Source organism: Streptococcus sp. SM5, assembly GCF_027497975.1.
The window spans coordinates 22,933-44,899 of the sequence record NZ_JAJNSC010000014.1; the positions used below are offsets into that span (position 1 = coordinate 22,933).

17 protein-coding genes and 2 pseudogenes are annotated in these 21,967 nt (G+C 38.9%); 12 read left to right on the forward strand and 7 right to left on the reverse strand.

What is annotated here, in order from left to right; genetic code table 11:
* The 3 genes from scpB to yidD are packed head-to-tail and all read left to right on the forward strand — an operon-like array spanning window position 1 to window position 1,515.
* Window positions 1–570 carry an SMC-Scp complex subunit ScpB gene (gene scpB / locus PAN07_RS10985; protein WP_000105302.1) on the forward strand — a complete coding sequence of 190 codons (570 nt, stop codon included), beginning with the start codon at window positions 1–3 and terminating at the stop codon, window positions 568–570.
* Window positions 557–1,279 carry a pseudouridine synthase gene (locus tag PAN07_RS10990; protein WP_001222228.1) on the forward strand — a complete coding sequence of 241 codons (723 nt, stop codon included), beginning with the start codon at window positions 557–559 and terminating at the stop codon, window positions 1,277–1,279. The genes scpB and PAN07_RS10990 overlap by 14 nt, the downstream gene beginning before the upstream one ends.
* The gene (gene yidD / locus PAN07_RS10995) at window positions 1,279–1,515 is read left to right on the forward strand and encodes a membrane protein insertion efficiency factor YidD (RefSeq protein WP_084861916.1); all 237 of its coding nucleotides are present in this window, start codon (window positions 1,279–1,281) and stop codon (window positions 1,513–1,515) included. The genes PAN07_RS10990 and yidD overlap by 1 nt, the downstream gene beginning before the upstream one ends.
* Window positions 1,516–1,762: 247 nt before the next feature.
* Here yidD and galE read toward each other — a convergent pair whose 3' ends face one another.
* A complete protein-coding gene (gene galE / locus PAN07_RS11000; protein WP_084861914.1) occupies window positions 1,763–2,761 on the reverse strand; it encodes a UDP-glucose 4-epimerase GalE in 999 nt (332 codons plus the stop codon).
* 295 nt (window positions 2,762–3,056) lie between these two features.
* On the opposite strand from galE, the gene pepA reads away from it, so the two are divergent.
* Complete coding sequence (gene pepA, locus PAN07_RS11005; RefSeq protein WP_084861912.1) at window positions 3,057–4,121, forward strand: glutamyl aminopeptidase; 1,065 nt, start codon at window positions 3,057–3,059, stop codon at window positions 4,119–4,121.
* 21 nt (window positions 4,122–4,142) lie between these two features.
* A complete protein-coding gene (locus PAN07_RS11010; RefSeq protein WP_084861910.1) occupies window positions 4,143–4,439 on the forward strand; it encodes a bacteriocin immunity protein in 297 nt (98 codons plus the stop codon).
* A gap of 97 nt (window positions 4,440–4,536) precedes the next feature.
* On the opposite strand, the gene PAN07_RS11015 is transcribed toward PAN07_RS11010, so the two are convergent.
* Complete coding sequence (locus PAN07_RS11015; RefSeq protein ID WP_049499742.1) at window positions 4,537–6,168, reverse strand: Na/Pi cotransporter family protein; 1,632 nt, start codon at window positions 6,166–6,168, stop codon at window positions 4,537–4,539.
* 303 nt (window positions 6,169–6,471) lie between these two features.
* Here PAN07_RS11015 and PAN07_RS11020 point away from each other — a divergent pair, with 303 nt between their 5' ends.
* The 5 genes from PAN07_RS11020 (at window position 6,472) to glnA (ending at window position 15,522) form a co-directional block, all read left to right on the forward strand.
* The gene (locus PAN07_RS11020) at window positions 6,472–11,277 is read left to right on the forward strand and encodes a bacterial Ig-like domain-containing protein (protein WP_269797940.1); all 4,806 of its coding nucleotides are present in this window, start codon (window positions 6,472–6,474) and stop codon (window positions 11,275–11,277) included.
* Window positions 11,278–11,550: 273 nt separating this feature from the next.
* Entirely contained in the window at window positions 11,551–12,750 is a 1,200-nt protein-coding gene (locus tag PAN07_RS11025) for a phosphoglycerate kinase (protein ID WP_265465464.1), read from the forward strand.
* Window positions 12,751–13,179: 429 nt separating this feature from the next.
* Window positions 13,180–13,707 carry an aromatic acid exporter family protein gene (locus PAN07_RS11030; protein WP_084947380.1) on the forward strand — a complete coding sequence of 176 codons (528 nt, stop codon included), beginning with the start codon at window positions 13,180–13,182 and terminating at the stop codon, window positions 13,705–13,707.
* A gap of 76 nt (window positions 13,708–13,783) precedes the next feature.
* Window positions 13,784–14,140, forward strand: coding sequence for a transcriptional repressor GlnR (glnR, locus tag PAN07_RS11035; protein WP_000659548.1), 357 nt, complete (start codon window positions 13,784–13,786; stop codon window positions 14,138–14,140).
* Window positions 14,141–14,175: 35 nt separating this feature from the next.
* Entirely contained in the window at window positions 14,176–15,522 is a 1,347-nt protein-coding gene (gene glnA, locus PAN07_RS11040) for a type I glutamate--ammonia ligase (RefSeq protein WP_261010469.1), read from the forward strand.
* An 89-nt stretch (window positions 15,523–15,611) separates the two neighbouring features.
* On the opposite strand, the pseudogene PAN07_RS11045 reads toward glnA, so the two are convergent.
* Window positions 15,612–15,731: pseudogene (locus tag PAN07_RS11045) on the reverse strand (glutamine synthetase).
* Here PAN07_RS11045 and PAN07_RS17455 point away from each other — a divergent pair.
* Window positions 15,696–15,844: pseudogene (locus PAN07_RS17455) on the forward strand (cell envelope). The pseudogenes PAN07_RS11045 and PAN07_RS17455 sit on opposite strands and share 36 nt — an antisense overlap.
* 453 nt (window positions 15,845–16,297) lie before the next feature.
* A complete protein-coding gene (locus tag PAN07_RS11055) occupies window positions 16,298–17,563 on the forward strand; it encodes a restriction endonuclease subunit S (RefSeq protein WP_265472574.1) in 1,266 nt (421 codons plus the stop codon).
* Here the strand turns inward: PAN07_RS11055 and PAN07_RS11060 are convergent.
* The 4 genes from PAN07_RS11060 to PAN07_RS11075 form a co-directional block, all read right to left on the reverse strand.
* Window positions 17,517–17,966, reverse strand: coding sequence for a restriction endonuclease subunit S (locus tag PAN07_RS11060; protein ID WP_269797941.1), 450 nt, complete (start codon window positions 17,964–17,966; stop codon window positions 17,517–17,519). The genes PAN07_RS11055 and PAN07_RS11060 overlap by 47 nt on opposite strands.
* A 108-nt stretch (window positions 17,967–18,074) precedes the next feature.
* Entirely contained in the window at window positions 18,075–18,872 is a 798-nt protein-coding gene (psrA, locus tag PAN07_RS11065; RefSeq protein ID WP_265470821.1) for a tyrosine-type DNA invertase PsrA, read from the reverse strand.
* 56 nt (window positions 18,873–18,928) lie between these two features.
* Window positions 18,929–20,503 (reverse strand): restriction endonuclease subunit S, encoded by a 1,575-nt coding sequence (locus PAN07_RS11070; RefSeq protein ID WP_265472572.1) that lies wholly within the window; start codon window positions 20,501–20,503, stop codon window positions 18,929–18,931.
* Window positions 20,503–21,966, reverse strand: a complete 1,464-nt coding sequence (locus tag PAN07_RS11075; RefSeq protein ID WP_050271293.1) for a class I SAM-dependent DNA methyltransferase — start codon at window positions 21,964–21,966, stop codon at window positions 20,503–20,505. Before PAN07_RS11075 ends, PAN07_RS11070 begins: the two co-directional genes overlap by 1 nt.
* Between the last annotated feature and the right edge of the window lies 1 nt (window position 21,967).

The following is a 21,967-nucleotide window of genomic DNA, read 5'->3' on the forward strand; positions in this document are numbered from 1 at the left end:
ATGAGTACTTTAGCAAAAATAGAAGCGCTCTTGTTTGTAGCGGGTGAAGATGGGATTAGAGTCCGCCAGTTAGCTGAACTCCTCTCTCTGCCACCGACAGGCATCCAACAGAGTTTAGAAAAATTAGCTCAGAAGTATGAAAAGGACCCAGATTCCAGTTTGGCTCTGATTGAGACTGGTGGCGCTTATAGATTGGTGACCAAGCCTCAATTTGCAGAGATTTTGAAGGAATACTCTAAGGCACCTATCAATCAGAGTTTGTCTCGGGCTGCCCTTGAGACTTTGTCCATTATTGCCTACAAACAGCCCATCACACGAATAGAAATTGATGCCATCCGTGGGGTAAACTCGAGTGGAGCCTTGGCAAAGTTGCAGGCTTTTGACCTGATTAAGGAAGACGGAAAAAAAGAAGTGTTGGGGCGCCCCAACCTCTATGTGACAACGGATTATTTCCTAGATTACATGGGAATTAACCATTTGGAAGAATTACCAGTGATTGATGAGCTTGAAATTCAAGCCCAAGAAAGCCAATTATTTGGTGAAAGGATAGAAGAAGATGAGAATCAATAAGTATATTGCCCACGCAGGTGTGGCCAGTAGGAGAAAAGCAGAAGAGCTGATCAAGCAAGGCTTGGTGACGGTTAACGGCCAGGTGGTACGTGAACTAGCAACGACCATCAAGTCAGGCGACAAGGTTGAAGTTGAAGGCCAACCTATCTACAACGAAGAAAAGGTCTATTATCTGCTTAACAAACCACGCGGTGTCATTTCCAGTGTAACAGATGACAAGGGCCGCAAGACGGTTGTCGACCTCTTGCCCAATGTCAAAGAGCGTATCTACCCTGTAGGTCGTTTGGACTGGGATACATCAGGAGTCTTGATTTTGACCAATGATGGGGATTTTACGGATGAAATGATTCACCCTCGTAATGAGATTGACAAGGTTTATGTCGCGCGTGTTAAAGGTGTGGCCAATAAGGATAATCTCCGCCCCTTGACCCGTGGACTTGAGATTGATGGTAAGAAAACTAAGCCGGCTGTCTATGAGATTCTCAAAGTGGATCCAGTAAAAAACCGCTCTGTGGTGCAGTTGACTATCCATGAAGGGCGTAACCACCAGGTTAAAAAGATGTTTGAAGCTGTCGGTCTCCAAGTGGACAAGTTGTCACGGACTCGTTTCGGACATCTAGACTTGACAGGACTCCGTCCAGGAGAATCCCGTCGTCTTAATAAAAAAGAAATCAGTCAACTACACACCATGGCTGTAACCAAGAAATAATGAAACGAATTTTAATAGCGCCTGTGCGCTTTTACCAACGTTTTATCTCACCAGCCTTTCCACCCTCTTGTCGCTTTGAGCCTACCTGTTCAAACTACATGATTCAGGCTATTGAAAAATATGGCTTCAAGGGTGTTTTGATGGGCTTGGCTCGGATTTTACGTTGCCATCCCTGGTCGAAAACAGGTAAGGACCCCGTCCCAGACCACTTTTCTTTAAAGAGAAATTCAAAATAATACTCAATGAAAATCAAAGAACAAACTAGGAAACTAGTCGCAGGCTGCTCAAAACAGTGTTTTGAGGTTGCAGATAGAACTGACGAAGTCAGTAACATCTATACGGTAAGGCGACGTTGATGTGGTTTGAAGAGATTTTTGAAGAGTATAAATTGGATTCTAATGTATAAAACACAGATAGATGATACTTGGTATTTATCAAGTGCCATCTATCTGTGTTTTTATTTATTATTGATGTTTCTGCTATTTATTCCAAAATGTTTTTACCTTCTTTAACACGCCAATGATAATCCGATAAAATAATATCTTCAAGAGAGTAGCTAGCCTTCCAATCAAGATATTTTTTAGCTTTTGATGCGTCTGCTAGGACGCTGGCTGGGTCACCAGCACGGCGAGCAACAATTTCGTGTGGTATTTTTTGATTCAGTAATTCTTCAGCAGTTTTAAAGATTTCTTTGACGGTATAGCCTTTTTCAGTTCCTAAGTTAAAGATTTGAGAAGAACTGTTTTCTTGAAATAGGTAGTTCATTCCTTTAACATGAGCCTGTGCAAGGTCCAAGACATGAATGTAATCTCGAATACATGAACCATCACGTGTATCGTAGTCATCTCCAAATATTTTCAGGCTATCATTTTGTCCCAATGCGGTCTTGTTGATATTTGGAATAATATGAGTTGGATTTTTTACACGCAGACCATTTGAAGCATCCATTTCAGCTCCAGCAACATTAAAGTAACGGAAAATAACATATTTCCAATCATAGCGATTGGCCATCCAGTAAATCATTCGTTCACCCATCAGTTTTGTTTCTGCATAAGGGTTGACAGGGTCGAGCAGGGTATCTTCAGTTGCAGGCTTGTCAATACAGTTATTACCATAGAGGGAAGCAGTCGAAGAGAACATGATTTTTTGAATACCAACTTCAGATAAGACTTTGAGAACTTGGTTCATACCAGCAACATTGGCAGTGAAGTATTTGCTTGGGTTTTCAATGCTTTCGCTCACAACAATTTCACCTGCACAATGAAGAACAGCATCAATCTGATTTTCTTCTAAATAAGCTTTTAGGGAACTAGAATCATAAACATCTAGTTGCTTAAAGCTAGCACGACTATCCACAGCCGCTCGATTTCCTGTAGAGAGATTATCTAGAACATGTACCTGATAGCCAGCATTTAAAAGAGCTTTAACGGTATGGGAGCCAATGTAGCCAGCTCCACCTGTAACAAGAATTGTTTTGGTCATGATTTTTTCCTTTTCCTAGTTTTGTACTATTTTAAAGAAATAAGAAGGCAAAGTCAACTGTTTTCTGCAAATTTCATGAAAAACTGAACAAATATAGCATTGGATTGTTTTTTTTGTTTGTGAATTAATAGTTTGGTTTGTCTTGGAATAGTTCTTAGATTTCACCTCACATGCAAGAAAATACAAGCTTTTTCTAAGATACAGTAAGACTAAGATACTAATTTAGAAATCCACCTTCCCGCTATCCTTCTCCTATAAAAAGTGGTAAAATGGATGAAAGAAAGAAGGAACTGAAATGACAACATTATTTTCAAAAATCAAAGAAGTAACAGAACTTACTGCGATCTCAGGTCATGAAGCACCTGTTCGTGCTTATCTTCGTGAAAAGTTGACCCCGCACGTGGATGAAGTGGTGACAGATGGCTTGGGTGGTATTTTCGGAATTAAACATTCAGAAGCTGCAGATGCACCACGCGTCTTGGTTGCTTCTCACATGGATGAAGTTGGTTTTATGGTCAGCGAGATTAAGCCAGACGGCACCTTCCGTGTCGTAGAAATTGGTGGCTGGAACCCCATGGTAGTCAGCAGCCAACGTTTCAAACTCTTGACTCTTGACGGTCGTGAAATTCCTGTGATTTCAGGTTCTGTTCCGCCACATTTGACTCGTGGTAAGGGCGGACCAACCATGCCTGCTATTGCAGATATCGTCTTTGATGGTGGTTTTGCGGACAAGGCTGAGGCAGAAAGTTTTGGCATCCGTCCTGGCGACACCATCGTACCAGATAGTTCTGCAATCTTAACAGCCAATGAAAAAAATATCATCTCAAAAGCTTGGGACAATCGCTACGGTGTGCTCATGGTTAGTGAGTTAGCAGAAGCCCTGTCAGGTCAAAAACTTGGCAATGAACTCTATCTGGGTTCTAACGTCCAAGAAGAAGTTGGTCTCCGCGGTGCTCATACATCTACAACCAAGTTTGATCCAGAAGTCTTCCTCGCAGTTGACTGTTCACCAGCAGGTGATGTTTATGGCGGTCAAGGCAAGATTGGGGATGGAACCTTGATTCGTTTCTACGATCCAGGTCACTTGCTTCTCCCAGGAATGAAGGATTTCCTTTTGACAACGGCTGAAGAAGCTGGAATCAAGTATCAATACTACTGTGGTAAAGGCGGCACAGACGCTGGCGCAGCTCATTTGAAAAATGGTGGTGTCCCATCAACAACAATCGGTGTTTGCGCTCGTTATATCCATTCTCACCAAACCCTCTACGCTATGGATGACTTCCTAGAAGCTCAAGCTTTCTTGCAAGCCTTGGTGAAGAAATTGGATCGTTCAACGGTTGATTTGATTAAAAATTATTAAACCATAAGGGAGGTGGTAGGGATGGTAGAACCAAACCTAGAAAGCCTTATAAAAGATCTTTACAATCATGCTCGACATGATTTGAGTGAAGATTTAGTTGCTGCTCTCCTAGAGACTGCTAAAAAACTGCCTACTACAAATGAGCAATTGCTGTCAGTTCGTCTCTCAGGCCTGGTCAATCGTGAATTGCTCCTAAATCCCAAACATCCGGCACCTGAGTTGCTCAACTTGGCTCGCTTTATCAAAAGAGAAGAATCCAAGTACAGAGGAACTGCGGCTTCTGCGATTATGTATGGGGAGCTCTTTAAAATGCTTTGATTCCATTGTGAATCAAAGCATTTTTCTATATGTTAGAAAAGCAATTCTTGGTTAGGAAAAGAAAAAAGCCATCCTATTTAGGATAGCTTCTTGGTTCTTAGATTTGTTCAGCGATGACCTTTTCAGCTAGATTCATAGCATGGTCAGATACACGAGTATAGTGGGAAATGATGTCGATAAAGTTGACCCCAGCTTGCGTTGAACACTCGCCCTTGTTGAGGCGTTTGATGTGGGTCTTTCTGAGAACACGTTCCATATTGTTGATTTCTTTATGGCGTTCAATCAGACTTTGAGCTTTTTCAATATCATTGTTTTCTACACTATCAAGGGCATCCTTGATAAAGCCAGTGGTTTTTTGATAGATATCAGCTAATTCCTGCAAAGCAGCTTCAGAGAACTCAACATTTTTACGTTGAAGGTAGTCAGTTAGATTGATTAGGGCTTCTGCGTGGTCCCCAATCCGTTCCAAATCACGGGATGAATCCAGGATGTTGGTCAGCACTTCACTTTCTTTCTGGCTAAGGGCCTCACTTGAAAGAGTAATGAGGTAGCGAGTCAATTTTTCATCAATGGTATTGATGGCTTCCTCTGTCTTGTGTCCTTTTTCAGCAACCTTTTCATTAAGGTCAATGATGTAGTTGTATGAAAGGTCAAAGGCTTTGGAAGCATAATTTCCCAAGTGAAGGAGTTCTTTTTTGGCATTTCCGAGAGCGATTGATGGAGCTTGTTTAATCAAATGCTCATCAAGATAAAGTGGCTCGTACTTGACAACTTCGTCTTCACCAGGGATGAGCTTGGTTACAAAGTAAGCCAAGGCTCCGATGAATGGAAATTGGATAATAGTATTTGTGATATTAAAGGTTCCGTGGGCGAAGGCAATGGTCATTTCTGGAGCCAGATTGAGTGTAGATTCAAACCATTGAATCAAGCCAGTGAAAGGTACAAGGAAGACAATACAGATAACCGTACCAATCACGTTAAAGGCGACATGGGCACCAGCAACACGTTTGGCAGCGATATTGGCTCCAAGAGAAGCAATAATAGCTGTAATGGTCGTTCCGATATTATCACCAAACAAGACTGGTAGGGCACCTTGTAGATCAATCAAACCACTTGCGTAAAGATTCTGTAGGATACCGATAGTTGCGGAAGAAGCTTGAATGAGTAGGGTTAGTCCAGTTCCGACAAAGACACCTAGAATAGGACTCTTACTTAGTTCAACCATATAGTCTCTAAAGACTTGCAGGTCTTTTAGAGGTTCCATTGCACCGCTCATAAGATTGAGAGCGAAGAAGATACCACCTACACCAAAAATGATACGTCCGATGTTATTGATAGAGCGATTCTTGGTGAAGAAGAGACAAATCGCTCCGATGAAAAGCATTGGTAAGGCATAATCTCCTAGCTTAAAACCGATAATAAAGGATGTAACGGTAGTTCCAATATTGGCACCCATGACAATACCGATAGCTTGACGCAAGGTCAAAAGTCCTGCGCTGACTAGCCCCACTGTAATGACTGTGACACCAGAACTTGACTGAATTAGCGCCGTCATACCGATACCAACCAGAACTCCAAAGAACGGATTGCTGGTATATTTGTCAATGTAAAAACGAAGGCGATCTCCAGCAGCTTGTTGCAAACCGTCTCCCATGGTCTTGATACTATATAAGAATAGTCCCAGCCCACCTAAAAAGTGAAATAAAATTTCCTGCCAATTAATGGACATTTCTTTTTCCTCCGAAAAATAATAACGGAATTTCTCCTATTCTATTTTAAAGGATAAAAGTAAATCTAACAAGTGTTTAGCTAAGATTTTAGAAAGAAAATTCGTTAGAATGGGCCTTAATTATATTAATTTTACCAATTTCTAGCCTAGATATAGGTATTTCCTTTTATATATTGACATTTAAAAGAAATATTTTAAAATGAGGGAGGAATTATCTTGGTCCCTGTGATTGGGATAAAAATTTTATAAAGAAAGTTAAGCGCTTTCTTTTGTGCAACAAAATCAATTTTTTAGGAGGAGAAAATGAAGAATCCATTTTTTGAAAGACGTTGTCGTTACAGTATTCGTAAGTTATCAGTAGGAGCCTGCTCGCTGATGATTGGTGCTGTTTTATTTGCTGGTCCAGCCTTGGCAGAAGAAACTGCAGTTCCTGAAAATAAGGGAGCCAATACAGCGCTTGTTTCAGGAGAGAGTGAGCATCCAACTAATGAAGCTGACAAGCAGCATGAAGGAGAACATGCTAGAGAAAATAAGTTAGAAAAGGAAGAAGGAGTAGCGACAGTATCTGAAACTGCTTCGCCAGCAAGCAATGAAGCTGCAACTACTGAAACCGCAGAGGCAGCTAGCGTAGCTAAACCAGAGGAAAAAGCAAGTGAGGTGGCTGCAGAAACACCATCTGCAGAAGTAAAACCTAAGTCTGACAAGGAAACAGAAGCAAAGCCTGAAGGAACTAGCCAAGGGGATGAGTCTAAGCCAGCAGCAGAAGCTAATAAGACTGAAAAAGAAGTCCAGCCAGATGTCCCTAAAAATACAGAAAAAACATTAAAACCAAAGGAAATCAAATTTAATTCTTGGGAGGATTTGTTGAAATGGGAACCGGGTGCGCGTGAGGATGATGCTATTAACCGCGGGTCTGTCGCCCTCGCTTCACGTCGGACAGGTCATTTAGTCAATGAAAAAGCTAGCAAGGAAGCAAAAGTACAAGCCCTATCAAACACCAACTCTAAAGCAAAAGACCACGCTTCTGTTGGTGGAGAAGAGTTCAAGGCTTATGCTTTTGACTATTGGCAATATCTAGATTCAATGGTCTTCTGGGAAGGTCTCGTACCAACTCCTGACGTTATTGATGCAGGTCACCGTAACGGGGTTCCTGTATATGGTACACTCTTCTTCAACTGGTCTAATAGTATTGCAGATCAAGAAAAATTTGCTGAAGCTTTGAAGCAAGACCCAGATGGTAGCTTCCCAATTGCCCGTAAATTGGTAGATATGGCCAAGTATTATGGCTATGATGGCTATTTCATCAACCAGGAAACAACTGGGGATTTGGTTGAACCTCTTGGAGAAAAGATGCGCCAGTTTATGCTCTATACTAAGGAGTATGCTGCTAAGGTAAACCATCCAATCAAGTATTCTTGGTACGATGCCATGACTTATAACTATGGACGTTACCACCAAGATGGTTTGGGAGAATACAACTACCAATTCATGCAACCTGAAGGAGATAAGGTTCCAGCAGATAACTTCTTTGCTAACTTTAACTGGGATAAGGCTAAAAATGATTACACTATTGCAACTGCCAACTGGATTGGTCGTAATCCTTATGACGTATTTGCAGGTTTGGAATTGCAACAGGGTGGTTCCTACAAGACCAAGGTCAAATGGAATGACATTTTAGATGAAAATGGGAAATTGCGCCTTTCTCTTGGTTTGTTCGCCCCAGATACCATTACAAGTTTAGGAAAAACGGGTGAAGATTACCATAAAAATGAAGATATCTTCTTTACAGGTTACCAAGGGGATCCTACTGGTCAAAAACCAGGTGACAAAGATTGGTATGGTATTGCTAACCTAGTTGCGGACCGTACGCCAGCAGTAGGTAATACTTTTACTACTTCTTTTAATACAGGTCATGGTAGAAAGTGGTTCGTAGATGGTAAGGTTTCTAAGGATTCTGAGTGGAATTACCGTTCAGTTTCAGGTGTTCTTCCAACATGGCGCTGGTGGCAGACTTCGACGGGGGAAAAACTTCGTGCAGAATACGATTTTACAGATGCCTACAATGGCGGAAATTCCCTTAAATTCTCTGGTGATGTAGCTGGTAAGACGGACCAGGATGTGAGACTTTATTCTACTAAGTTAGAAGTAACTGAGAAAACCAAACTTCGTGTTGCCCACAAGGGAGGAAAAGGCTCGAAAGTTTATATGGCCTTCTCTACAACTCCAGACTACAAATTCGATGATGCAGATGCATGGAAAGAGCTAACCCTTTCTGACAACTGGACAAATGAAGAATTTGCTCTCAGCTCACTAGCAGGTAAAACCATCTATGCAGTCAAACTCTTCTTCGAGCATGAAGGAGCTGTAAAAGATTATCAGTTTAACCTAGGTCAATTAACAATTTCAGACAATCACCAAGCACCACAAGCGCCTACAGGCCTTTCTGTGGTGAAACAGTCTCTTAAGAATGCCCAAGAAGCTGAAGCAGTGGTTCAATTTGCGGGTAATCAAGATGCGGATTTCTATGAAGTCTACGAAAAAGATGGGGATAACTGGCGTTTGTTGACAGGTTCATCTGCTTCAACCATCTACTTGCCAAAAGTTAGCCGCTCTGCTAATGCGACTGGTACGACGCAAGAATTGAAAGTCGTTGCAGTTGGTAAAAATGGCCTTCGTTCAGAAGCTGCGACGACATCCTTTAACTGGGGCATGACTGTTCAGGATACGACTCTCCCAAGACCTTTGGCTGAAAATATTGTTCCAGGAGCAACGGTTATCGGTAGCACTTTCCCGAATACCGAAGGTGGAGAAGGTATTGAAGGTATGTTGAACGGTACCATTACCAGTCTTTCAGACAAGTGGTCTTCAGGACAATTGAGCGGTAGTGTCGATATTCGTTTGACCCAACCACGTCGTGTTGTCAGATGGGTGATGGATCATGCGGGAGCTGGTGGTGAGTCTGTTAACGATGGTCTGATGAACACCAAGGATTTTGATCTTTACTACAAGGATACAGATGGCGAGTGGAAACTAGCTAAGGAAGTCCGTGGTAATAAAGCGCACGTTACGGATATCACTCTTGACAAACCAATTACTGCCCAAGACTGGCGTTTGCATGTCATTACATCTGATAACGGAACACCTTGGAAGGCCATTCGTATCTACAACTGGAAGATGTACGAAGCCTTGGACACTGAAAGTCAAAATATTCCAATGGCTAAGGTAGCTGCTCGTTCACTTGGAAACCACCAAGTTCAACTAGGCTTCTCTGATGTTCCGGCAGGCGCAACCATCACCGTTTACGACAAGGCTGATTCACAAACACCAATTGCAACCTTAAAGACTGAAACTGGCGGTGACTTGGCAACAGCTCCATTGGGCTTTGATAAGCAACCAACTCTCCTATACTATCGTACCCAACTACCTGGCAAAGAAATCAGTAACACCTTGGCTGTAGCGATTCCACAGGATGAGAGAAAAATTGCTGCAGTTAGCCTTGAAAAAGGACCTAAAAAGACAGTTTATAAAGAAGGAGAAAAACTGGACCTCAGAGGCGGAACACTCCGTGTTCAATACGAAGGGGGACAAGTCGACGAGCTGATTAACCTTACTCACTCAGGTGTGACGGTATCTGGATACGACGCTCATCAAAAAGGGGAACAAAACCTAACACTGCAATACCTTGGTTTACCAGTGTCAGGTGATCTGAAAGTCCAAGTGACAGGACAGGATGAAGGAAAACCAAAAGAAGTAGCGGGCTTGTATATTACTAAGAAACCAAAAACAGACTATCTAGTAGGAGATCAACTGGATCTCTCTGAAGGTCGCTTTGGTGTTCTCTATGATGATGAGACAGAAGAGACTCACAGCTTTACTGATGAAGGTGTTGAAATCACGGGGTACGATGCTCAGAAGACTGGACGCCAGACCTTGACCCTGCATTACAAGGGGCACACGGCTGAGTTTGATGTCTTGGTTTCTCCAAAGGCTGCAGTTAATGATGAATACCTTAAACAAGAAATCACTGCTGCCCAAGGCCGTCAGTCAACCCTTGCCTATACCTTCTCAAGTGAGGACAAACAAGCTGTACTAGTAGAGAAACTCAATGCAGCGAAAGTTGTAGCAGAAAACCACAATGCTAGCCAAGAAGAAGTCAACAAAGCCTTGAATGAATTGAAACAAGCTGGAGCGGACTTGGATGGAAATCAACGTTATCAAACTGCTAGAGAAGAATTGGAAGGCTTGCTCGAATCTATCCGTGAAAAAGATCCTAAAGCTGAGTTGATTGAACAAGCAGAAACTTTGTTGGCTTCAGAGATGCCAACTCCACAAGCTTTTGCGGACATGAAAGAAAAGCTGAATAAGAAACTAGCTCCTGCAGAAGAAAGTCATCATGTTGGTAGCATGGATCCAAGTGAAGTAGCCCCAACAGTTGAGGCCCTCCCTGAACTAGTTGTTGAAACTGAAACAACAGCCTATGAACGTCAAGAGCGACCAAGTGCGAACCTTCGTAAAGGTCAACTTCAACTTGTCCAAAAAGGAGAAGAAGGGCAGATTCGTCGTCTAGTAGAAGTAGATAGTCAAGGCAATCGCACTCTTCGTTCAACAGAAGTTCTCAAGGAAGCTCTTCCAGAGATTACCGAAGTAGGTACAAAAGTTCTATCAAGCAATCAACCAGCTGAGGGAGTAAAAGACCTAGTTTTAGAAATTCCGAAACTAGAAATTGAAGAGGATACAGTTGCTTTCGAACGTCAAGAACGCCCAAGTGCAAGCCTTCTTAAAGGACAACACCAGCTAGTTCAATCAGGTGTGAAAGGACAAGTTCGTCGCTTTGTAGAAGTCGATGCCCAAGGCAATCGTACCCTTCGTACAACAGAAGTTCTCAAGGAAGCTCTTCCGGAAATTGTTGAAGTTGGAACGAAAGTAGAGCAAGACTCTCAAAAAACAGGTCAAGCTCTTTTAGCAACACCGACAAATGAAAAAGTAGGTAAAGAACTTCCAAATACTGGAGTAACAAGAGATGCTAGTCTAGTAGCACTAGGACTCCTCGGAGTGATAAGTGGCTATGGCCTACTTGCTGGAAAGAAGAGAGAAAACGAATCGATTTAGGATTCTTGCATTTCCTCATAACAACTAAAAACAAGGTTTGACTGCAGATTAGTCAAACCTCGTTTTAACTAGTAAAAATCAGTGGAAGAATGAGATGGATTAACTAGTTTTTCTTGTATTACTTAGTGATTTGGAAAGGTTTTTCTAGTTTTGATTTTCAGAAATGCTAGTTTTCGTTGCAAGAAAGAACTGGAAAAGTTTAGGGTTTTTCTATCTCTTTTGCTGATTTTGTGATATAATTAACACGTATAAAAAAAGAAGGAGTCATATCTAATGGCAAAATTGACTGTTAAAGACGTTGAATTGAAAGGGAAAAAAGTTCTCGTTCGTGTTGACTTCAACGTACCTGTAAAAGATGGCGTGATTACCAACGACAACCGTATCACTGCAGCTCTTCCAACTATCAAGTACATCCTTGAACAAGGTGGACGTGCTATTCTCTTCTCTCACCTTGGCCGTGTAAAAGAAGAATCAGACAAAGCTGGTAAATCACTTGCTCCTGTAGCTGCTGACTTGGCAGCTAAATTGGGTCAAGACGTTGCTTTCCTTCCAGGTGTCACTCGTGGTGCTGAATTGGAAGCAGCTATCAACGCTCTTGAAGATGGACAAGTTCTCTTGGTTGAAAACACTCGTTACGAAGATGTTGACGGCAAGAAAGAATCTAAAAACGATCCTGAACTTGGTAAATACTGGGCATCACTTGGAGATGGTATCTTCGTAAACGATGCATTCGGTACAGCTCACCGTGCACATGCATCTAACGTTGGTATCTCAGCAAACGTTGAAAAAGCAGTTGCTGGTTTCCTTCTTGAAAACGAAATTGCCTACATCCAAGAAGCAGTTGAAGCTCCAGAACGTCCATTCGTGGCTATCCTTGGTGGTTCAAAAGTTTCAGACAAGATCGGTGTTATCGAAAACTTGCTTGAAAAAGCTGATAAAGTTCTTATCGGTGGTGGTATGACTTACACATTCTACAAAGCACAAGGTATCGAAATCGGTAACTCACTTGTAGAAGAAGACAAATTGGATGTTGCGAAAGCTCTTCTTGAAAAAGCAAACGGTAAATTGATTTTGCCAGTTGATTCTAAAGAAGCTAACGCATTTGCTGGTTACACTGAAGTGCGTGATACTGAAGGTGAAGCAGTTTCTGAAGGCTTCCTTGGTCTTGACATCGGTCCAAAATCTATCGCTAAATTTGACGAAGCTTTGACTGGTGCCAAAACAGTTGTATGGAACGGACCTATGGGTGTATTTGAAAACCCAGACTTCCAAGCTGGTACAATCGGTGTGATGGACGCTATCGTGAAACAACCAGGCGTGAAATCAATCATCGGTGGTGGTGACTCAGCTGCCGCAGCAATCAACCTTGGCCGTGCAGACAAGTTCTCATGGATTAGTACGGGCGGAGGCGCTTCTATGGAGCTTCTCGAAGGTAAAGTATTGCCAGGTTTGGCTGCACTTACAGAAAAATAATTTCAGCCCGTTAGTCTCTACAAAATCCTGATTTTGTAGAAAAAGGAACAAAACTGAAACGTTAACAAAAAGGTGGCTATACCACCTTTTTGTGTTAGTGGAGGTATTTGTGACGCGGTGGTGGGGAATCAATGGAGCTTCTTGAAGGTAATACTCTTCGAAAATCAAATTCAAACCACGTCAACGTCGCCTTGCCGTACTCAAGTACAGCCTGCGGCTAGTTTCCTAGTTTGCTCTTTGATTTTCATCGAGTATAAAGTTCTTCCAGGACTTGCAGCCTTGACTGAAAAATAAGATTTACTAAATGAATCAAAGAAGAGAGGGATGAAAGTTCCTCTTTTCTTTTACTGAAAATAAAAACGCTTCCTCTCAACTATTGCTCATAAAATCAGCCAATTTATGATAAAATGGAAATAGAAAGTTGAGATTATGAGTTATTTTAAAAAATATAAATTCGATAAATCCCAGTTCAAACTTGGTATGCGAACCTTTAAAACAGGTATTGCTGTTTTTCTAGTTCTCTTGATTTTTGGCTTTTTTGGCTGGAAAGGTCTTCAAATCGGTGCTTTAACAGCTGTTTTTAGTCTGAGGGAGAGTTTTGATAAGAGTGTTCATTTTGGAACTTCACGTATTCTAGGAAATAGTATCGGTGGCCTCTATGCCCTCCTCTTCTTCCTATTAAATACCTTTTTCCACGAAGCCTTTTGGGTGACCTTGGTTGTTGTTCCAATCTGCACCATGTTAACCATTATGACAAATGTAGCCATGAATAACAAAGCAGGTGTTATAGGTGGTGTAGCAGCTATGTTAATCATTACCCTATCGATTCCAAGTGGTGAGACAATTTTGTACGTGTTTGCGCGTGTATCAGAAACTTTCATGGGAGTTTTTGTCGCAATTCTCGTGAATTACGATATTGATCGTATTCGTCTCTTTTTAGAGAAAAAAGAAAAATAATGTTACATTTTATAACATTATCAATTGACGTTTGTCTTTTTTTAGACTATAATAGACAGAAAGAAGGAAATTGTAAATGAAGGAAAAAGAATTTCGCCGAAATATGGCTGTTTTTCCTATCGGCAGTGTTATGAAGTTGACCGATCTATCGGCGCGTCAGATTCGTTATTATGAAGATCAAGAGTTGATTAAACCTGATCGAAACGAAGGGAACCGTCGCATGTATTCCTTGAATGACATGGATCGTCTGCTTGAAATCAAAGATTATATCTCTGAAGGTTATAATATCGCTGCGATTAAGAAAAAATATGCTGAACGTGAGGCGAAGTCCAAGAAAGCGGTGAGTCAGACTGAGGTGCGTCGTGCACTTCATAATGAACTCCTCCAACAGGGTCGCTTTGCTTCAGTACGGTCACCTTTTGGTCGCGGTTAGGAAACCGCAAGTAGTCATAATTAAGGAGAAAATTCATGCCAATCACAGCTGCAGATATTCGTCGTGAAGTCAAGGAAAAAAATGTTACCTTTATTCGTCTCATGTTCTCAGATATTTTGGGAACCATGAAAAACGTCGAAATTCCTGCTACAGATGAACAGTTAGATAAGGTCTTGTCAAATAAGGCTATGTTTGATGGATCTTCTATTGAAGGTTTTGTACGTATCAATGAGTCAGATATGTACTTGTACCCAGACTTGGATACATGGACAGTCTTCCCGTGGGGAGATGAAAATGGAAGTGTTGCAGGTTTGATCTGTGATGTCTATACAACAGAAGGTGAACCATTTGCAGGCGACCCTCGTGGCAATTTGAAACGTGCTCTTCGTCACATGGAAGAAGTGGGATTCAAATCTTTCAACCTTGGTCCAGAGCCAGAATTCTTCCTATTTAAGTTGGATGAAAATGGAGACCCAACACTTGAAGTAAATGACAAGGGTGGCTACTTTGATTTGGCGCCTACTGACCTTGCGGACAATACACGTCGTGAGATTGTCAATGTCTTGACCAAAATGGGATTTGAAGTAGAAGCGAGTCACCACGAGGTTGCGGTTGGACAACACGAGATTGACTTTAAGTACGATGAAGTTCTCCGTGCCTGTGATAAGATTCAAATCTTTAAACTCGTTGTTAAAACTATTGCTCGCAAACATGGTCTATATGCAACCTTTATGGCCAAACCAAAATTTGGTATTGCTGGATCGGGTATGCATTGTAATATGTCCTTGTTTGATGCAGAAGGAAATAATGCCTTCTTTGATCCAAATGATCCAAAAGGAATGCAGTTGTCTGAAACGGCCTACCATTTCCTTGGTGGTTTGATCAAACATGCCTACAACTATACTGCTATCATGAACCCAACGGTTAACTCATACAAACGTTTGGTTCCAGGTTATGAAGCGCCTGTTTATATTGCTTGGGCTGGCCGTAACCGTTCGCCACTTGTGCGCGTGCCTGCTTCACGTGGTATGGGAACTCGTCTTGAGTTGCGTTCGGTAGACCCAATGGCAAACCCATATATCGCTATGGCAGTTCTATTGGAAGTTGGTTTGCATGGTATTGAAAATAAAATCGAAGCACCAGCTCCTATTGAAGAAAATATCTACATCATGACAGCAGAAGAGCGTAAGGAAGCTGGTATTACAGACCTTCCATCAACCCTTCACAACGCATTGAAGGCTTTAACAGAGGATGAGGTTGTCAGAGCAGCTCTCGGAGATCACATCTACACTAGCTTCCTTGAAGCCAAACGAATCGAATGGGCAAGTTATGCAACCTTCGTTTCACAATGGGAAATTGATAATTATTTAGATCTTTACTAATAGAGAAGGAAGATTGCCTGAGGATAAGCAGTCATACAGCAGTCTAAGCAATCGAATACTTATAACCCCTAAAATAGCGATTTCGGTCGCTATTTATTTTTCGAAAAATCCTCTTGATTCTTTTTCAAATTAGATTTATCATCAGACGTGTAGAAGAAAATCTATGAGTCGCTATAGAAAAATTCAATTTTGAAAACAATATCGGGCAAGAAAACGAACTGCCTCAAATCGAAATCTACAAGCTCACTAACTTTTGCAAGCTTCAAAATTACACATCTGTAAATATTTTTTGAAAGATATATTTGAAGCTATAGTGGATTGAAACTAGAATAATACACTACAGCTGCTAAAACATTTCTGGCAATTGATTTAACTTTCCTAATCGATTTGTTCACATCTTATTTCAATCTACTATATTATCCCGATAAATGATGATGACAATCGTTTTGTTTATGCTTGTCGATTTTTGAATCCTGAACGAGCGGAAAAATAATTCTGCCGAGGTTGCTAAACAAAAAAATCCTGAAAATATTGAATTTTAGGACGAATAACTATAAGCAGAAAAGGTGGAGATTTCGAATATTCGGTTTGAAGTAAAAAAATGAACTACCTACAATCTCATCAACAATAAACCTATTTCAACCCCATTCTCTATAGGCGTATTTTTACACCTTTTTATATACTTGAAGCACATAAGAAACATTATGAGAAGTTCGCTGATGGAAGTGTTCAAGAAATTGATGTTCCTTATGATATTCCTGAGAATTGGGAGTGGGTGAGGGTTGGTAATATTTGTACTACAAATATTGGGCTGACTTTTAAACCGAGTGAAGTTCAAGAAACAGGAATACCTATCTATAAGGCTAATAATATTAAAAACGGGAAAATTAGCACACTAGATTTAGCCTTTGTATCTGAAAAAACAATAATAAAGGAAAATGAGTGGCTAAACAAAAATGATATTTTAATGGCTGTTAGAAGTGGTAGTAAGCAACTTGTCGGAAAGACAGCTATTGTCGGAAATTTAAAGACGAAAACGAGTTTTGGTGCATTTATGTCAGTAATTCGTCCTATATCCGTTTCCTCTACTTTTATGAACTATTTTTTTCAATCAAGTCATTTCAGAAGTCAGCTTGACGATGCAAACACAACTACAATTTTTCAAGTTACTCAAAAAATGTTAAAGGAAACTCTCCTCCCCCTTCCATCCCTCGCCGAACAAAAACGGATTGTTGCTCAAATTGAACGAGCCTTGAAAAAGGTTGAAATTTACGCTGAAAGCTACAATCAACTACAAAAGTTAGATAAAATTTTTCCAGATAAACTAAAAAAATCTATTCTTCAATATGCTATGCAAGGAAAATTAGTTGAACAAGACCCAAATGATGAATCAGTCGAAGTTTTACTTGAAAAAATACGAGCAGAAAAGCAAAAACTCTTCGAAGAAGGCAAGATTAAAAAGAAAGATTTGGAGATTTCTATTGTTTCCCAAGGAGATGATAACTCTTATTATGAGCAGTTACCGAGAAACTGGATGTTTTCAACTCTAGATAGTGTCTCCAATCTCTACACTGGAAATAGTATTAACGCTACTGAAAAGAAAAAATATTTTTCTGGAGTAGATGGGATTAATTATATTGCAACCAAGGATGTCAATTTTGATAATACTATTAATTATGATAACGGCATTAGAATTCCCGATAACTATTTGTCAAAATTCAAAATTAGCTATTTCAATTCTGTATTGTTGTGCTTAGAAGGTGGTAGTGCTGGACGCAAAATAGGATTGTTGAAACAAGATGTCTGCTTTGGTAATAAGTTGTGTAATTTATCATTTTACTACGGAGAAAATAAATTTCTTTATTATTTTCTTCAAAGTCCACAATTTTTAAGTGATTTCCAAAAAAATAAATCTGGAATAATTGGAGGTGTTAGTATTAAAAATTTAGGTAATATCCCTATTCCTATATTACCCATAAACGAACAAAATAGAATCACTCAGAAAGTTGAGAAACTTTTTGAAAAAGTAAATCAATTTTAGCGACAATTCTCTTTTGTTCTAAAACTGAAGGAATACCTATTATTTTAGATTTTAGATACGAATAATGTCGAGCATAGCCCCTGTTCCTAACAAATAATAGCGTATAGTCTAAGTGGTATTTTAAAAATTTTGCAGATAAGTAAATTGGAGACAGAATTTTTACTCCGTCTGCACCAACAACAAAAGGGAAGTCTATAATCTTAAGATTTCTTGTATGGTCACCAAATATTACAACGTCTGTTTTATAGTCTAGAATCTTAGAAAAATTATTAGAAAATCCTTCAACTAATATTTTAGATTGACTAACTACTGGAATCTTGCCCTCTTTTACAATTTCAGACTGTTTTATTTGATAAGGCTTAGCTGAAATAGTTGTTACAATTTTTTCTAAAGGAGCTAGCAACCAAGTTGATCTTCTTGGAAAATCTATTTCAATTTTAATGTTATTCAGATAATAAGAGCCATAATCACAAAAAATAGCAGATAGTCGATTTGACCACCTGTTATTTTTTTACCAATTAACAATTTTATCTACAATATTTTGTTGTTCGGTAGCTGTTTTTCTTAGATAAATTCGAGTAGTTTCTATACTTTCATGTCCCATCAAATCTGCTAGTAAAGCAATATCGTTATACTTCGCTAAAAAATTCTTAGCAAATAAATGCCTAAAAGAATGAGGGTAAATTACTTTAGGATTCATTTTGTATTTATCAGCATAATTTTTTAACTGTTGAGCAACTCCTCTTGCTGTAATTGGTTCATTAAATTTATTCAAAAATAAATAACCACTTCGGCGATTTTCTGATTCTAACCAACTAAGACAACTATTTCTTAATTTTTTAGGAATGTACAGTCTACGAATTTTACCACCTTTTGAGTAAATGTCAAAATAACCGATTTCTACATGCTCTACTTTTAGTTTAATAAGTTCACTTACACGAGCCCCAGTTGCACCTAAAAACCAAACAACAAAATGCCATTTTAAAATACCATCTTTTTTCAAACTACGTTTAAGAAAAAGGTAATCAGCATGGCTAATGACATCTTCTAAAAACGGTTTTTGCTGTACTTTGACAAATTTTAATTTCAAATCATCGTGGCCAATAAAAGACAGATATTTATTTACTCCTTGTAGTCGCAAATTGACAGTTTTAGGTTTAAAATTGTCTAATAAATATCCTTTGTATTCAAATAATTCTTCCATTTTGAGTTCGTAATTCTCCAAGAAAAATCGAACACCATAAAGGTACGAACGCACAGTATTTTCAGCTAAACCAGCTTTCTTCAAATGTAATTCAAAATCTTTCAACGTAAAACTCCTATCTTATGTTTGATAGAAATTCCACCGCACGTAAAACTATTATACTAAATTAGTGCGTCAATATGGGCGAAAGATTGTTCGATTTTATCAACGATTCTAGTTTGTTCGGATAGTGGGGGGAGGGGGATAAGAATAGAAGCAACTTTATCACTATTTAAGTTTTTTACAACAGCTCCACTAATTAGAGATAGAAATTGAGAATAAACTACATTTGATGAAAGAATATAGAATAGGTAATCTTTATTTAATGAGTTTTCATAGTTCGAAATAGCCAACCATCCATCGTGTATTGCACCATCAACATTCAAAATATAAGGTCTACCAAAACTCATAGAATTAGTTAACAAAAATGTACCTTTTTTTACAAATCTAGTTTTGTTAAGCCCTGATTTTTTAATTTTTTCTTTAACATTATTTATATACTTTTCACCCTTTTCGGTATCACCTATTTTTATCCAATTTATTCCATCTACTTCAGAAGTAAGATAATCTTTGATTGGTCGTGGAGAGCCACCTCTGACAATTTCAACCAATGTAGAAAACCTCACCCACTCCCAACTTTCTGGTATTTCATAAGGCACTTCCTCATAATAAGAGTTATCATCTCCTTGGGAAACAATAGAAATGTCCAAATCTTTCTTTTTAATCTTGCCTTCTTCAAAGAGTGTTTGTTTTTCTGCTCGTATTTTTTCAAGTAAAACTTCGACTGATTCATCATTTGGGTCTTGTTCAACTAATTTTCCTTGCATAGCATATTGAAGAATAGATTTTTTTAGTTTATCTGGAAATTCTTTATCTAGCTGTTCTAGTCTATTATAACTTTCAGCATATTCATCTACTTTTTCTAAAGCTGATTCGATTACTTCTACTATTCGTTGTTGTTCAGCTAGCGGAGGCAATAACATAGGAACTTCATATTTTAAAAATTTTATTGAAGCTAAATTTTTTATCGCTGAACCTATAGAATGGTCTTTTAGTGTATTAATCAAACTCGTAAACATCCATTTAAAATACTGTGAATCTATTATATCTGAGTTTAACGTAAGTTTTAATAATGCTTGATTTATAACTCCATTATAATAATTTGAAGGTATTTGAAAGATTTCTCCAATAGTACCTGCACAAGATATTAAAATATCTCCTGCTTTTATTGAAAAATTTTTTAAACGTATATAATCACTCTCTTTTAACCAATAGTCTCCATAATCTATAGTTTTTCTTATAGCATTACCTTGTTCATAAACCTTATATGTATGTTCTCCTTTTGGAACAAACATTGACTTTGTTATAGAACTACCAAAAGGACCTCTTTTTATTGAGCCGTCCTCTAATGCACAAATATCTGGTAAATAAACTATGGCCCATCCTTTAGGTATATTATGTTTAAACTCTTTTATACTTCCATCAGCGAACTTCTCATAATGTTTCCCATCATCACCACGAAATATCTCGGTTTCCTTTTTATCTCGTTTGATTTTTCCTTCACTGATGAGTTTTTCTTTTTCAGCTTTAATTCTCTTTAACAATTCACTTGCAGGTTCGTCATTGGGATTTTGCGGCACTAATTTCCCTTCCATCGCTCTTTGGAGAATACTTGCTTTAAGTTGTTCTGGTGTCATTATTTGTCCTCCAACAACTGCAAAATATCAGCTAATACATTATCAATCTTATGATTTAAAGTTGCTCTTTCCGCTTGATAATTCTGAATCAACTCAAAGGGATTTAAGATTTCCTCTTCCTCTTTTGGAAAACCACACTGGTCTAAATTATAATTCAACTCAGCCAATTCACTAGGTGTAAATGATTTAGATTTGTAGAACTTACCTTCCAGAATCTCTTCACGATTTTTCCACCAGTCACGAACAGGATTGAAGTGTTCTGACTTCATCGGTTTAGTTTTCGAGAAATTTTTATAACCATCTGGCATATCTAAACGATAAAACCAAGTTTCTTCTGTTTTCTTTGTTTTATCAAAGAAAAGAATGTTCGTATGGATTCCTGTATACGGTGCAAAGACACTATGAGGCAACCTAATAATCGTATGCAAGTTGAACTCATCTACCAGTTTTTGTTTCAAGCGAGTTTTTACACCTTCACCAAATAGAAAACCATCAGGTAAAATAACTCCAACACGACCATTTTCTTTCAAACGATACATAATGACAGCCATAAATAAATCAGCCGTTTCAGAACTCCGTAATTCTGCTGGAAAGTTATTTTTTATTGTTTCTAATTCTGACCCTCCAAAAGGTGGATTCATCATAATAATGTCAAATTTTTCATCATCCGTATATTCACGAACATTTTTCTCCAAAGTATTTCCATGAACAATTTTAGGGTCATCAATTTCGTGAAGAAACAGATTTGTAACTGCTAAAAGATGAGGAAATGCTTTCTTTTCAATACCAAAAACAGCTGTATTATATTTTTTGGTATCTTCACTAGTTTTACGTTGACTACTTAAACGGTTCAGAGTCGAAGTCAAGAAGCCTCCTGTTCCGCAAGCAAGGTCTGCCATTGATTCTCCAAGTTTTGGGTCAAGAACTTCGGCAATAAAATCAGTCGCTGCACGTGGCGTATAAAATTCTCCTGAGTTCCCAGCATTTTGAATATCTTTAAGAATTTTTTCGTAAATATCATTAAACGAATGACGATCTTCAGGGCTATTGAAATCAACTTCATCAATAACATTGATGACTTGGCGTAACAAGACGCCATTTTTCATATAGTTGTTCGCATCTTCAAAAGCTGATTTAACAATCGTTTTTCGAATAGGCATATTTGAAGTTATTTCAAGCTCTTTCAACTCTTTGAATAACTTGTTATTGACAAAATCAAGTAATTCATCGCCTGTCAATACCCGTTCCCCATTTTGAGCATGAGCCCAATTTCGCCATTTTAATTCCTCTGGGATAATTGACTCATACTCGTCTTCTTCTAATTCCCAAACCATTTCACGGCTATCATAAATTTTTAAGAATAATAACCAAGACATTTGCTCAATACGTTGAGCATCACCATTAACACCAGCATCGTTTCGAGTGATATCTTGAATTCTTTTTACAAATGATGTAATTGACATA

Excerpts from the sequence above, each read along its gene's own strand:
- glnR (WP_000659548.1), top strand. The coding sequence starts at position 13,784 with ATGAAGGAAAAAGAATTTCGCCGAAATATGGCTGTTTTTCCTATCGGC.
- PAN07_RS11075 (WP_050271293.1), bottom strand. The coding sequence starts at position 21,966 with ATGTCAATTACATCATTTGTAAAAAGAATTCAAGATATCACTCGAAAC.
- PAN07_RS10990 (WP_001222228.1), top strand. The coding sequence starts at position 557 with ATGAGAATCAATAAGTATATTGCCCACGCAGGTGTGGCCAGTAGGAGA.
- pepA (WP_084861912.1), top strand. The coding sequence starts at position 3,057 with ATGACAACATTATTTTCAAAAATCAAAGAAGTAACAGAACTTACTGCG.
- glnA (WP_261010469.1), top strand. The coding sequence starts at position 14,176 with ATGCCAATCACAGCTGCAGATATTCGTCGTGAAGTCAAGGAAAAAAAT.
- PAN07_RS11025 (WP_265465464.1), top strand. The coding sequence starts at position 11,551 with ATGGCAAAATTGACTGTTAAAGACGTTGAATTGAAAGGGAAAAAAGTT.
- PAN07_RS11015 (WP_049499742.1), bottom strand. The coding sequence starts at position 6,168 with ATGTCCATTAATTGGCAGGAAATTTTATTTCACTTTTTAGGTGGGCTG.
- scpB (WP_000105302.1), top strand. The coding sequence starts at position 1 with ATGAGTACTTTAGCAAAAATAGAAGCGCTCTTGTTTGTAGCGGGTGAA.
- PAN07_RS11070 (WP_265472572.1), bottom strand. The coding sequence starts at position 20,503 with ATGACACCAGAACAACTTAAAGCAAGTATTCTCCAAAGAGCGATGGAA.
- yidD (WP_084861916.1), top strand. The coding sequence starts at position 1,279 with ATGAAACGAATTTTAATAGCGCCTGTGCGCTTTTACCAACGTTTTATC.
- PAN07_RS11020 (WP_269797940.1), top strand. The coding sequence starts at position 6,472 with ATGAAGAATCCATTTTTTGAAAGACGTTGTCGTTACAGTATTCGTAAG.
- PAN07_RS11030 (WP_084947380.1), top strand. The coding sequence starts at position 13,180 with ATGAGTTATTTTAAAAAATATAAATTCGATAAATCCCAGTTCAAACTT.
- PAN07_RS11010 (WP_084861910.1), top strand. The coding sequence starts at position 4,143 with ATGGTAGAACCAAACCTAGAAAGCCTTATAAAAGATCTTTACAATCAT.
- galE (WP_084861914.1), bottom strand. The coding sequence starts at position 2,761 with ATGACCAAAACAATTCTTGTTACAGGTGGAGCTGGCTACATTGGCTCC.